Genomic DNA, 13,240 nt, shown 5'->3' with positions numbered 1-13,240 from the left:
AAGGAAGCACGAGCCACCGCCACTGAAACCACACCGCCACCAGCCCCAGCGCGGCCATGGCCAGCACCAGCACGGCCCAGAGCGTTCCCTGGTGCCCCAGAGGCCCGAGCATGCGAGGGACCGACACGGCGACCACGATGACGAACCGCCCGTCCTCCGGGGACGCAAACGCGACGGTGAAACGCTCCCTCGATGCACTTCGGATCCGGGTGGGGGCAGAAGGGGCGACCTGGTCCTTCGGCAGCGACCGGAGGTGCTCCGCCACGGCGGGAAACGCCTCGGCGGCTCCGGGCGATCCCCGCAGAAAGCGCCCCTCGGTCGTCGCCAAGGCGACCCACCCGGGAACGGGAGGTCCCTCGATGAAAAGGCGCTCCTGCCGCCGCCGCTCCATCATCTCCCGCATGCGCAGGGGCGCGGAGGAATGCGACTCCGGAGACGGGACGAGCGACTCCCCGCCGGGGGAAATCGCGGGGGGGCGGGGCGGCTCGCCTCTCGGGGGCGATTCCGTTCCGGGGCCGACCGCATGCCCCCGTCCTCCGGAGCCGTTCTGCAGGTCGGCCTGGTTGTCCTTCCAGGAGGCGGCGATGCTCTCCGCGAGATTCCCCGCGTAGGTCGCCGCGAGGGACTCCACGGCCTGCTTCTGCCGCATGAGGGCGATTCCCGAGAGGGCAAAGACCACGAACATGGGCAGCGCCACCCAGAAGGAAAGGATCAGGAGCAGGTGCCGCCTCACGGCTCCCCGTCCTCCAGCAGCTCGTCCAGAAGCAGCATACCGTGCTTGATCGCCAGCAGAAGCGCCTCGGTCTTGTTCTTCGCCCCGAGCTTGCCGTAGGCGGACCCGAGATGGGCCTGGACGGTGCGCTCCGCAATATGGAGCACCGCTCCCGTCTCTTTCATGGAGAGCCCCCGGGAGGCGAGGAGCAGCACCTCCCGCTCCCGCTCCGTGAGAGGCTCCACCAGCACCTCTTCCGCGCCCACCACGCGGGAGATCTGGGAGTCGAGGTACATGCCGCCGCTCATCACCACGTCGATGGCCCGCTGCAGCTCCTTCACCGCCGATGACTTGACCACGAAACCCTTTGCCCCTGCGGCGAGCGCCGCGAGCACGTACCCCTGGGCGTTGTAGGCGGTGAGCATGATAGCCCGGGTGGGAACTCCCTCGGCGCGAAGCTTGCGGACCAGGGCGATGCCGTCCTCCCCGGGCATGCGAATGTCCAGAAGCGCTATCTGGGGCCGGGTGGCGACGAGAAGGCGCCACGCCTCGGCACCGTCCTCGGCCTCTCCGACCAGTTCCAGTTCCGGAGCCTGTTCCCGAAGAAAGGCGGCGATTCCGGAACGAGTGAGGGGATGATCATCCGCGAGCAGAACCGAAACAGCCATGTCGTTCCTCCTTGACGAGAGCCTCGCTCTCCCCGGGCGGTGATTCAAACCGCCCCCCTGCTCCATACGCTTTCCATGAAAGAGACGCAAACCCTACGGCTCCGTTCGGCGGCGGAGGCCGACGCGGTATGCTGGAGAGGCGTGTCCCTCCCGAGACGTTCGAGCCCGTGATGGAGATCGGCCGCTGCTTCACCTTGACGATGAACGGGTTTCCCGGGGACCGGTGGTACTCCCGCCCCGGACATACAAGGGTTCCGTCTCCCGGACCGGAGCCGGTGAGTTCCGCCGATGCCTGCCCCAGGCGCTCAGGGGTATCGTGTTGCTCCCGGCGCGAAGAAGCAACACGGCTCTCAGTGAGCCCATGTACACAAGGACGTTGTGGCAGGCGGCCCGGAGCCTCGGTCATCAAGGACGCGAGTCCATGCGTGCAGGGGTGCCGGGACAGCGTGTTTCCCCGCACCTCCGAAAACATCCGCCTCGGCGTCACTGCCATTCCCGGGCGGTGTCGATGCAGATGCGGGCGAACTCCTTCGCCGCCGGAGACATCCATCCGTTGCGCCGCCAGGCGATCTGGGTGACGAAACGCTCCAGCTCGGCATCGCACCGGAGCGCCGTCATGCGTCCCGAGGCGAGTTCCTCCCGAACGGCCATGCGGGGAAGAAAGGAAATGCCAAGGCCGCTCTCGACGCAGCGCTTGATGGCCTCCATGCTCCAGAACTCCATCTGTTTGTCCGGCAGAATGCCCCGCTCGCGGAAGAAATGCTCCATGAAAAGGCGATAGCTGCACCCCTGCTCAGTGACGATGAGGCAGGCATCGAGGCGCCGTGCCGCCAGAGCGCGCTCCAGAAGGTCCTCGTCCGCTCCCGCGGCGGCGACGAAGAGCATGGGTTCCTCCACGAGGGTGACCACCTCCAGATCGGGCAGCCGCACGGGCTGCGAGATAAGCACCACCAGATCCGTCTCGCCCCGGCGAAGCCAGTCGATCATGATGGGACACTGGGAGTTGCGGAGGCTCAGGGAAACCCCCGGAAAGCTTCGCCGGTAGGTCTCCAAAACACCGTTCAACCGGTACACCGTGACGGATTCTCCTGCGGCGATGGCGAGTTCTCCGTGGATTTTTCCTTCCTCGCCGGCCATGTTCCGGATGCGTTCCTCCAGGGCCATCATTTCCTCGGCGTAGCGCAGAAAACGTTTTCCCGCGGAGGTGAGGAGCACCCGGCGCCCGGACCGCTCGAAGAGGGGCAAACCGACCTCTTCCTCCAGGGCCTGAATCTGGGTGGAAACGGTGGACTGGGTGTACCCGAGCTGTTCCGCCGCACGGGTGAATCCCCCCAGCGCGGCGACCTTGCGAAACGTGGCGACATAGCGTGTGTCCATGACTGCTTCCCCGTCCTTTCTGTCTCCCGTTCCCGGAAATTCCCGCCCGCTCCGGCGCCCGACAGACATTCCGGAGGCCCTTTGTCCGGAGTGGAGAGTGTTTCCTCCCGAAGAGCTCCACCCTCGACGGCATCCGCCGATGCATCGGTTTTTTCGATGGCTCTTATCATTATGTTCAATTTTACCAATCGAACCCTATCCCGTATAGTGACAACGCTTCCGAAGAGGGAAGCGCACACTATTCGGAGGTGGACCGACATGAAGGAAACATCCTCACGGCGCCTGAACGCGCTGTCACTGAGCGGGCTTCTCGTGGGCCCGGTGCTCGGATCGGGAATCATCCTGCTCCCCCCGCTGGCGCTGGAGCGGGTGGGAGATCCGGCGATTCTCGCCTGGGGGGTCACGCTGGTTCTCATGGGGCTCTTCGCCTGGATCACGGGAGCGCTGGCGATCCGCTACCCCGGAAGCGACGGCCTCGTCGGAGCCGTTCGGGTGGCCTTCGGCATGCCCCTGCGAAACCTCTGCGCCTGGTTCCTCACCATCGCCGTCTGCTTCGGCCCGATGGCGGTGCTCCGCACGGCGGAGCGCTATCTCGCACCGATCCTCCCGGGCCTTTCGGGAGCCCCGGGAATGATTTCGGCGCTTCTCCTCGCCCTGTGCGCGGGCGTTCTGCTCTGCAACATCTCCTTCGTGGGAAGTCTTTCCTTCTGGGCGTCCACCTTCGTCGCGGGAATCCTCGTCGCCGGCGGCGCCTATGCCCTGGCCACCGCTCCGGACACGCAGATCCTGGAACGCACGCTGGACGCGGCGGCCGCCGCCGATCCGTCGTCCTTCGGATCGTTGCTGCTCCTTCTCTTCTGGGCCATCATCGGCTGGGAGATCCTCGGCAACTACACACCGGAGATCGCAACCCCCCGCCGCACCGTCCCGAGGGCGGTGACGCTCGCCTTCCTCGCGGTGGCGGTGATCTACGGCACGGCGGTGGGAGCGCTTCAGTTCGCGGTCCCGCAGCATTCCGGAGCCCCCCTGACCATGGCGGCCATCCTTGAGCCGCTCTTCGGTACCGCCGCCGCGCCGCTTTTGGGCATCCTGGCGCTTCTCCTCTGCGGCTGCACCTACATCATGTTCGTGGGAGGCGTGGCGCGCCTGCTCCTCGCCCAGGGCGAGGAAGGGCACCTGCCCCGCCTCTTCGCCCGAAAGAACGCCCTGGGCGCTCCCGCTTCGGCGGTGCTCTTTCTCGCGGCCTGTCACGGCATCGTCCTCTTTGTACAGGAGCAGGGGCTCTTCTCCCTCGAAGGCGCGGTGGAAGTCGCCAACGCCTTCCTGATCTGCAATGCCGGGCTCGCCGTCCTCGCGGGGGCGAAACTGCTCCCGTCCCCGACGGCGAAGGTCTGCTCCCTGCTCCTCGCCGGAGCGTTCTTCGCCATCTTCGCCTTCTCCCCCAAATGGGTTCTTCTCGTGGTGCTGCTCCTCGTCCTCGGCACCGTCGCCGCAGAACGGCGTCGGGAAACACCCGCCGGGGCACAGGCGATCCGGTGAAGCCGTCCGAACCGGCGGTGCTTGCGCGCACCGCCCCTGCCCCCGGAGAAGAACGCCGCGCCCCAGAAAAGCGCGGACGCACACGAAAATCCCCGGCAGAGGGAGCTTCTCCGATGCGGAAGGCCCATCGCAGTCCCCTCGTTCTCCAGGCAAGCGGACGGAGACGACGTTTCAGGCCGATGCTCTCGCCTTTCCGCCGAGACCCTCGTTCTCCGGGCAAACGGGCACGGGAACGACGTTGCCTTTCCACGCCGCCGAGCACCTCGGGCACGGCACCGCAATATTCCGGAGGGGCGTCCCGGAGAGGGCGCCCGACGCAAGAGAGGGAGGAAAAAAATGCGCACCGTAGGAATCTATGTTTTCGACGACATGGAAGTGCTGGATTTCGCCGGTCCCTTCGAGGTGTTCGCCGTGACGGGCGAATTGAGCGGCTGGACCCTCTTCAAGGTCCTCACCATCGGCGAGACCGCCCGGGTCGTCCGGGCCGTGAACGGACTCCGGGTCCTCGCGGACTGCGGAATTTCCGACCACCCCCCCGTGGATGTGCTCGTGGTGCCGGGAGGCGCGGGATCGAAGGCAGAGATGCACAAGGAAAACGTCCTCGCCTGGGTACGTGATGTTACGGCGCGGTGCGAACTCACCTTCTCGGTCTGCTCCGGCGCGTGCATCCTCGGCGCAGCGGGACTTCTGGACGGCCTGGAGGCCACCACGCACCACGAGGTTCTTCCCAGGCTCCGCGAGGTCGCTCCCCGAGCAATCATCCGGGAGGATCTTCGCTTTACCGACAACGGACGGATCTGCACCTCCGAGGGAATCTCCGCGGGCATCGATCTCTCGCTGTACCTGGTGGAACGCCTCTGCGGAAAGACAGTGGCGGACAGAACCCGGGTGTACATGGAATACGGGGACTGGCGGGAACGACGCTGAAAGGGCGGTACCACGCCTCCGGATCAGCGACGGATTTTGAAAAATTTCATGAATCGTGCGCTTTTTCTTGAGAAAAAATGAAAAATAATCGCAAAAAACCGAAGGAAACGTGTGATTCATCGGCAACAAGAATCTTTTCTCTAATCGGAGTATTCCGCCTTTCTCGGGAGCGCATGCCGAACGGGCACCGATTCGCTATACTGCACAGGAGGCGTTGTCGGGGGCATTCTTTCGCCCCGCATCATTCCGAGAAGGAAAGGATTTGATCCGATGTCCGCGAACGCTCCTGTCATCGACAAGGGAAACCTCTTCGACACGTTGCGTGCCATGGTCGCCATCGACTCGGTAAACCCCTCCCTGGTCCCCGGAGGGCGTGGCGAGGCGGATATCGCCGCCTGGCTCGGAGAACGCATGACCGCCCTGGTACTGGAGGTGGAGGTCACAGAGATCGCTCCCTCCCGCTACAACGCCGTGGGCATCCTCCGCGGAACCGGAGGCGGCAGATCGCTCCTCCTGAACGGTCACACGGACACGGTGGGCGTCGAGGGCATGACGATCCCGCCCTTTCTCGGAGACTATCGGGACGGGCGCCTCTACGGTCGGGGCACCATGGACATGAAGGGAGGCGTGGCCGCCCAGCTGGCGGCGGTCAAAGCCCTTGTGGACGCGGGACTGCGACCGAAAGGCGACGTGATCCTCGGCTTCGTCGCCGACGAGGAGTACGCGAGCCTCGGAACGGAAGTGCTGCTCCGGACAGTCCGGGCCGATGCGGGCATCGTCTGCGAGCCCACGGACCTCGGGGTCTGTGTGGCCCACAAGGGGTTCGTCTGGGCACGGGTTGACGTGGCGGGAGTCGCCGCCCACGGCAGCCGTCCCCTGGAGGGCGTGGACGCCATCGTGAAGGCGGGAAAATTCCTCGCCGAACTGGAAGCGCTGGAAGAACGCCTCAAGGAACGGACGCATCCTCTTCTGGGCGCACCGTCGGTGCACGCCTCGACCATTCGGGGAGGGCGTGAGCTCTCCACCTATCCGGATTTCTGCCGCATCGAGCTGGAGCGACGGACGCTTCCCGGCGAGAACAGTGCCCTGGTGGAGCGGGAACTCCAGACGATCCTGCGGGAGATCCGTTCCCGGGACAACAACTTCCGGGCCAACCTGGAGATGCTCTTCTCCCGGCCACCCCTTGAGGTGGACCCTTCCCTTCCCATCGTGGAAGCGCTCCGGGGCGCCTGCTCCCATGTGCTCGGGCGCATTCCGGACTTTTCCGGCATGAGCGGCTGGCTCGACTCGGCCCTTCTGGCGGAGGCGGGCATTCCCACGGTCATCTTCGGCCCCACGGGATACGGCCTGCACGGCGCGGAGGAGTTCGTGGAGTTCGACTCCGTGGTCGCCACGGCGGGAGTTCTTGCGGAGACTATTCTGACGTTCTGCGGCTCCTGAGAAAACGACCCGCGAACGCAAGGGCGGACACCACAGCCGCAGCAAAACGTAAAGAGAGAGGGCTTTGAGCGGAAATTCCGTTCAAGGCCCTCTCTCTTTTTTTCTTTCCGTGCTCCGGCCTTTTTCCTTCCGGTCCCTTTGCCGGAGCCCCGGGCCCCTCGCACCGAAAAAGCGGGTTCGGCGCGGGGCAACACCCGCCCTTGCGGAAAACCTCCCGACGCGCCTCGGGGAAAGCTCAGCGCGTCCCTTCCGAGGGTTCTCCATCGAGAAGGATCTCCAGCACCGACCGATCCACGTCGCGCATGCCCACGTCGGTGATCTTGCGCAGGTTGTCCATGGAATGCTGAAAATTCCGTCCCACAATGCCGTTCCTCTCGGGAAGAAACGCTCCGCCCAGGGCCGCCATGGCGGCGCTCTCCACGGCGGCGCCCGCCGAGGTAGCCATTTTGAGAGCACAGCCGTACTTGGCGCCGTCGCAGAGCATGCCCGTGAGATTGCCCATCATGAGATGCACCGCGTTCTCGATCTCCCGGGCACGTCCGCCCTGAAGCCAGGCGATTCCTCCCGCGGCGCCCGTTCCCGCCGCCACCGCACAGCCGCAATGAGGCGTGAGTATGCCCGTGCGGCTCTTGATGACCCCCACGATGAGCAGGGAGAGGGCGAGCGCCCGGTTCGTGGCCTCCCAGGATGCCTGGTAATGGCGCGCCGCGAGCCCCACGGTGAGAAAGAGAGTGATACCGTGATTGCCGCTGCCGTAGCAGCCGAAAATGGGCACGTCGCACCCTGCCATGCGGGCGTCCGCGGCGGCGGCCACCTTGCGCTTCACCCGGTTGACGAGATCGTCCCGAAGAAAGCTCTCCCGGGCAAGAAACGCGTACTGTGCCCCCAGCCCCAACCCGATCGGGGACGAAGAGGGACCGCATCCACCCCGTTCCCCCGCTTTGGCCGCGGCGAGGTTCATGTCCACTCCCTCGGCGAGGAAATCCAGTTCCTCCATGTCGAAGGACTCCACTGCGCGGAGAAGATCCTCCATGCTGCAGCCGCTGACCACGTCGAGGAGATCCGGATCGCCGTCGTCCTCCGCCGTTTCCTGGGCGAGGACGGTGCGCACGCCGTTCGTCACCGTCTCCACGATGCGGTCGTGTCCGCCCCGAATGACCGCCTCCCCCACACCCCGGTCGGTCTCCACGAGGGCCTTCACGTAGATGGGAGGCTCCTCTCCGGCGGCACGGAATTCCATGGGCCAGGCCTGCACGCACTCCTTCGCCCGGACCACGTCGTCCGCGGTGACCCCCCGGAGAAGGCGCAGCCCCTCGTCGGGATCGCCCCGGAGAACTGCCAGGGCCACCGCCAGGGGGAGACCGATTTCCATGGTCCCGGGGATGCCCACGGAGATGGCGTCCTTATAGATGTTGCGGTCCATCTCCACCACGATGCGCCGCACGTTTCCGCCGGTGAGACGGTAGGCGGCGGCGGCGGCAAGCCCCACCGCAACGGGGTCGGTACATCCCACGGTGACGAAGGTGTGCCTCCGCAACATCCGGAGAAAGGGCTCCCGGGCCTCCCTCGAAAGCATCGTTCCGTTCATGTCATCCTTTGTAGGCAACGATGTCGATCTCCACTTTCGCGTTCAGGGCCATGCCGGAGACCTCCACGAAACAGCGGGCGGGGAAGCTGCCGGAGAAATAGGAGGCATAGACCTTGTTGATCTCGGGGAAGTCCTTCATGCTCGCCGCGTAGATCACGGCCTTCACCACGTGGTCGAACGAAAGCCCCTGAGAGGCGAGAACACCCTGGATGTTCTTCATGACCTGGTGCGTTTCCGCAGCGGGATCGCCGTCCCCCACCATCTTGCCCGTGGCCGGGTCGAGCGCGATCTGCCCGCTCAGGTAAAGGAAATCTCCCGCGTAGGTCCCCTGGCTGTAGGCGCCCACCGCTGCCGGGGCCTTGTCCGTGACGACTGTCTTTCTCATGATCGATCCACCTCCGTCGAATATGGCCGCGCTCGACCGGAGCGCGAAAAGTGAAGTTTCAGTTCTATGAAATCTCTGAAATAAGGCTGCGTCAGCCCCGCAGGGCGTCTCGCGGAGCCTGATGCGACCCGAGTCAAAGGAAAGCGAACGGTTTTTCTTCAGAGCTTCCCTATCTGATGCCCAGGATCATTCTGGGGAGCAGAAGCGAGAGATCCGGAAAAAAGGTGGTGAGCAACAGCACCGGCAGCCAGCCGAAGCAGATCAGCACCAGTGTGGGATAGAGCATGCCGTTCACCGCCGCGCCGTTCAGACGTCCACTGAGGTAGAGCACCGGCGCCGTGGGTGGCGTGATGTTCCCCATCCCGAGATTCACGCCGAGGATGGCCGCGAAATGGATGGGATGGACGCCGATGGCGGTCACCACGGGAAGCAGAATGGGCGTGCAGAGCATGACCGCGCTCACGTCGTCCATGAGCATGCCCATGACGACCATGAAGACGTTCACCATGAGGAGAATCCCCACCTTGCTGCTCGTGACGGATTGCAGCAGGGCCAGCAACTCCCCCGGAAGATCTTCCATGATGTAGAGACGGCTCAGGATCATGACGGAATAGAGCATGACCATGATGACCCCCGTGGTGGTGGCGGACTCCACCAGGACCTTCAGGAACTCCCGCCCGTTCAGCCCCTTGTAGATGAAGAACCCCACGGGAACCGCGTAGACCGTGGCGAGGGCGGCCGCCTCGGTGGGGGTCATGAATCCACCGTAGATCCCCCCGAGGACGAGCACGGGAAGAAAGAGCGCCGGAAGCGCCCGGGTGGTGCGCTTGCGCACGAGCGCCGAAAATTCTCCCGGCGCGAAGGGTTCCGCCAGGACGAGATCCGGATTCTTCCGCTGCATCCACATGTTGATCGCCGCGAAGAGCACCGTGAGGATCACCCCGGGGATCACCGTGGCGAGGAAACAGGCCAGCACAGACTGCCCTCCCACCCAGGAATAGAGGATCATGATGGCGCTGGGCGGAATGAGGATACCCAGCACGGAGGCGTTGGCGAGAAGTGCCGCCGCGTACCCCTTGGAATAGCCCGCCTTCTCCAGGCGGGGAAACATGATGGAACCGATGCAGGAAAGGGTGGCGCAGCAGCTTCCCGTGATGGAGCCGAAGACCGCGCAGGACACCACCGCAACGGCGCCGAGACCGCCCCGGATCCGCCCCACGAAGAGGTCCACCACGTCGATGAGTTTCTCGCCGATGTTGCCGCGCTCCATGATCCCCCCCGCCATGATGAAGAGCGGAATGGCGAGGAGCACGATGGTGCTCATCTTGCTGTACCCGTAGGGAAGCAGGAAGCTCGGGTCGTACCCTCCCAGAACGATGACGTACACCGAGGAGGCGAGGAAGGCGAAGGGAACAGGAATGCCCACCACGAGAGTGACGAAAAGCAGAACGAGCGCGCCGATGATCATGCCGCATCCTCCTCCGGAATCATTCGCCCGCCCCCCGGAGATGTTCCGGGTCTTTCCGCCAGGCTGCAGCGAGGACCTTTCCGTCCTCCAGGACGTTGCCGGCAAAGTAGACGGACATGAGCACCAGGCCGAAAAAAATGGCGCTCTGGGGGATCACCAGCGGAATGCGCCACACCGGCGTGGCCCCCCCCTTTTCGAGCCCCCAGGCGAACATGTGCCACCCCCACCAGGCGAAGAGCGTGGAGAGGCCGAACGTGCACAGGGAGGAGAAGCAGGCGAGAGCCGCCTTGAGCCTGGGATTCTTCACGTAGACCGACACCACGTCGGCGGTGATGTGACTCCGCTCGTAGGCACCGAAGGCACCTCCGGCGAAATAGAGCCAGTAGGCGAAGATCACGATGATCTCCTCGCTGCCGTAGAGATCTGTCCGGAAAACATAGCGCAGAACCGCCGCAATGCTGATTCCCACGGCAACGACGATACTGCAGACAATCATGATGCCCTTCTGGAGTCCCAGAAGAGCGTGCCCCAGCATGCCGTTTCCGAAGGGATTTCCCCGTCGCCGGGGCGTGCAGTCGCTCGCCAAGGGACAACGCTCCTTTCTTTCCGCGATGCCGGGACGGTCCGGGGTCCCACCGGGAACCCCGGCCGTCCGCCGGCGGTACAGCGTTCTACTGGTACTGCTTCGCCAGTTCGTCCATGATCTCGGGAGTCAGGCGGTCCCGCAGGCGGGGCCAGGTGGTCTCCCGGGTGTAGTCCGCGAGAGCGGCGAGTTCCTCGTTCGAGAAGGTATTCACGGCGATGCCCGCCTCGCGCATCTTCTCGAGGTACTCCGTGTCGTCCTTCTGGGCGATCTCGGTGCTCTTGGCCTGGAGTTCGGCGATGACATCCATGAACATCTTCTGGTCCTCCGGGGAGAAGCTGTCCCAGAGCTTCTTGTTGATGAGCCAGCACTCGCTCTCAAGATGGGAGTTGTACTGGTAGTAGTCCTTGATCACGTCCCGGAAACTGAGGTAGGTCAAAACGGGAGGACCGCCGCTCCATCCCTGGGCGACGCCGGTCTGCAGGGCCGTGTAGAGTTCGGCGTAGGGAACGGAGATGGTGGTGTACCCCAGGTCGTCCGCGTGGAGCTTGAACACGTCCATGGGGGGCACCCGGAGCAGGACGTTCTTCTTCGCCTTGGGATCTGCGGCGTTCTCCACGGGAACCGTGGTGGCAAAACCGCCGAGACCTTCGATGTTGAAGCCGAGGAGCTTCACGCCGAGCTTCTCGTGAATCGAGCCGAGGGTCTTCACGATGAAACCGTCGGGAGCGAAGAAAGTCTTCACCTGGTCATAGTTCTCGACGAGATAGGGGACGTAGGTCAGTTCAAGGCGCTGGTCGAACTGGCTGGGAATGTTGATGAGGGCCATTTCCAGCGTTCCCCGCATGATCTCTTCGTACACCTGGGTGTAGTCGCCGAGCTGGTTCGCCGGATAGACCTTGATCTCGAACCGGCCGCCGGACTGCTTTTCGATGGCTTCCTTGAACTCGAACTGGTGTTTCGTGGCCTGGTGTTCCATGGGGCTCTGACCGGCCATGCGGATCTTGACCGTCTCCGCCGCCCATCCCGAAACGGCGAAGAGAACCGACAACGCAACGACGAGGATGCCGAATACCATTTTTCTCATGAAATGACGTCACCTCATTTCTTCTGCCGGAGCGAAAAACCGCCTCCGCTCCCTCCCGAAAACCACCCACCGCCACCGCGGTTTCCACTCCGCGACACGCCCCCCGATACCGGATCGCCCTCCGGAGGAGGACACGCCGCCGGTCAGCCACGTCCCCTTCACCTCGGGCCGACACACCCGCTCTCCCTCCGATCCCTCACCCCCTCCCGTTCACCCCGAACACCGCCGCATCGGACCCGATACAGGCACCGGAGCCCTTCACAACCACGGAAACGCACAAAAACTCCGACGTTTGGAACATATTCCCTGCTGCCACCGTTTTTCCGGCCGGGCTAGAGCAGACCGAGAATGTCCACGTCCTGCCTGAGGAAATAGCGGTCCTTGCCGGCGAACTCCTCGAAGGCCCGCACCTGCCCCCGGGAACGTTCCGCGTCCTTCAGAAAAACCCCGATGAGCAGGGAATGAACCAGGGCCATGGCTCCCGCCAGAGGGTCGATGAAGGTGATGAACTTCATGGGCACGGGAAAGAGCACGTCCGAGAGAGGGGCCAAAGGCGAGAGCACGCTGTCCGTGATGCCGATGACGGGCACACCCTTGGCCTTGAGAAATTCCACCGTGGTCTGGATGCGCCGGGGATACCTGGGAAAGCTGAAGACCAACGCTACCGAATCGGGACCGATGTCCTGAACGGCATTGAAGACCCGCACGTCCAGCGTGGTGGCGCTCTGCACGTTCGCCCTCAGGACACCCAGAAAGAACGCCGCGTAGGAGGCGACGCAGGCGTTGGGCTCGTACCCCACCACAAGGACCTTCTTCGCCCCGGAGAGCAGATCCACCGCCCGCTCGTAGGCGGCGGCATCGACGGCGTCCCGCGTCTCGTTGAGAATGCCCGCCTCCAGCGCGAAAACCTTGGCGAAGAGCGTGTCCCCGGAACTCTCCCTGTCCAGGGGAAACCTCCGGAGCGAGGAAATGTCCTCCTGGAGCAACGCCTGAATTCCCGCCTGGAACTCGGCGAACCCCGTATAACCGAGCGCCGTGGCAAGCCGCGACACCGTGGCGTCACTGACCCCCGCCGCAGCGGCGAGAGCGACGGAGTTCATGAACGCCGCCTCAGAACCGGATTCCACGACAAAGCGGGCCAGTTGTCGCTGCTTGGGACTCAGCCGCTCCCCCATCGTCCTGATGCGCTCCAGCACGGAACCGTTCGGATGCTCTTCCGCTCTTCGCACGTGCTTCGCCATCGGTAACGACTCCTCTTCTTCAAAAATTTTTTCTGAAGAAAATTTTTCATCACTCCGTGCCCTCTTTGTATCCCAACCGTCTTGTTCTGTCAACCCGCCGGGATGAATCGCGACGGGCCACACACGGACTACACCACGCAACGACGACGCCCCAGCCGCGATCATAAGACGGCAGGGGCGTCGGCGTTTCCCAGAAGAAAAATCCGCGGGTTTAGACCAAAACCC

Annotated in this window: 12 protein-coding genes; 3 read left to right on the top strand and 9 right to left on the bottom strand. The window is 64.1% G+C overall.

The window, feature by feature from the left end; genetic code table 11:
• From Q1K49_RS11135 to Q1K49_RS11125, 3 genes are all read right to left on the bottom strand, one after another.
• Positions 1–733: hypothetical protein (locus tag Q1K49_RS11135; RefSeq protein ID WP_300526007.1), on the bottom strand; the 733-nt coding region annotated here is incomplete at its 3' end.
• Positions 730–1,380, bottom strand: coding sequence for a response regulator transcription factor (locus Q1K49_RS11130; RefSeq protein ID WP_300526006.1), 651 nt, complete (start codon positions 1,378–1,380; stop codon positions 730–732). The genes Q1K49_RS11135 and Q1K49_RS11130, both read right to left, overlap by 4 nt.
• 483 nt (positions 1,381–1,863) lie before the next feature.
• Positions 1,864–2,757 carry a LysR family transcriptional regulator gene (locus Q1K49_RS11125; protein ID WP_300526005.1) on the bottom strand — a complete coding sequence of 298 codons (894 nt, stop codon included), beginning with the start codon at positions 2,755–2,757 and terminating at the stop codon, positions 1,864–1,866.
• Between the two features lie 258 nt (positions 2,758–3,015).
• On the opposite strand from Q1K49_RS11125, the gene Q1K49_RS11120 reads away from it, so the two are divergent.
• The 3 genes from Q1K49_RS11120 (at position 3,016) to Q1K49_RS11110 (ending at position 6,663) form a co-directional block, all read left to right on the top strand.
• Positions 3,016–4,296, top strand: a complete 1,281-nt coding sequence (locus Q1K49_RS11120; protein WP_300526004.1) for an APC family permease — start codon at positions 3,016–3,018, stop codon at positions 4,294–4,296.
• Between the two features lie 336 nt (positions 4,297–4,632).
• Positions 4,633–5,223, top strand: coding sequence for a DJ-1/PfpI family protein (locus tag Q1K49_RS11115; protein WP_300526003.1), 591 nt, complete (start codon positions 4,633–4,635; stop codon positions 5,221–5,223).
• Positions 5,224–5,493: 270 nt separating this feature from the next.
• Positions 5,494–6,663 carry an ArgE/DapE family deacylase gene (locus tag Q1K49_RS11110; protein WP_300526001.1) on the top strand — a complete coding sequence of 390 codons (1,170 nt, stop codon included), beginning with the start codon at positions 5,494–5,496 and terminating at the stop codon, positions 6,661–6,663.
• 235 nt (positions 6,664–6,898) lie between these two features.
• On the opposite strand, the gene Q1K49_RS11105 is transcribed toward Q1K49_RS11110, so the two are convergent.
• From Q1K49_RS11105 to Q1K49_RS11080, 6 genes are all read right to left on the bottom strand, one after another.
• Positions 6,899–8,251, bottom strand: a complete 1,353-nt coding sequence (locus tag Q1K49_RS11105; RefSeq protein WP_300525999.1) for an L-serine ammonia-lyase, iron-sulfur-dependent, subunit alpha — start codon at positions 8,249–8,251, stop codon at positions 6,899–6,901.
• A gap of 1 nt (position 8,252) precedes the next feature.
• A complete protein-coding gene (locus Q1K49_RS11100; RefSeq protein ID WP_213694811.1) occupies positions 8,253–8,636 on the bottom strand; it encodes a Rid family detoxifying hydrolase in 384 nt (127 codons plus the stop codon).
• Positions 8,637–8,805: 169 nt separating this feature from the next.
• Complete coding sequence (locus tag Q1K49_RS11095) at positions 8,806–10,104, bottom strand: TRAP transporter large permease (protein ID WP_300525996.1); 1,299 nt, start codon at positions 10,102–10,104, stop codon at positions 8,806–8,808.
• Between the two features lie 19 nt (positions 10,105–10,123).
• Complete coding sequence (locus Q1K49_RS11090; protein WP_300525994.1) at positions 10,124–10,690, bottom strand: TRAP transporter small permease; 567 nt, start codon at positions 10,688–10,690, stop codon at positions 10,124–10,126.
• 85 nt (positions 10,691–10,775) lie between these two features.
• Positions 10,776–11,774 (bottom strand): TRAP transporter substrate-binding protein DctP, encoded by a 999-nt coding sequence (gene dctP, locus Q1K49_RS11085; RefSeq protein WP_300525993.1) that lies wholly within the window; start codon positions 11,772–11,774, stop codon positions 10,776–10,778.
• Positions 11,775–12,106: 332 nt separating this feature from the next.
• A complete protein-coding gene (locus Q1K49_RS11080) occupies positions 12,107–13,015 on the bottom strand; it encodes a MurR/RpiR family transcriptional regulator (protein ID WP_300525992.1) in 909 nt (302 codons plus the stop codon).
• Positions 13,016–13,240 lie beyond the last annotated feature (225 nt).

This window comes from Aminiphilus sp., assembly GCF_029975095.1.
Classification (GTDB): Bacteria; Synergistota; Synergistia; order Synergistales; family Aminiphilaceae; genus Aminiphilus.
This window is presented reverse-complemented; position numbering and strand designations above follow the sequence as displayed.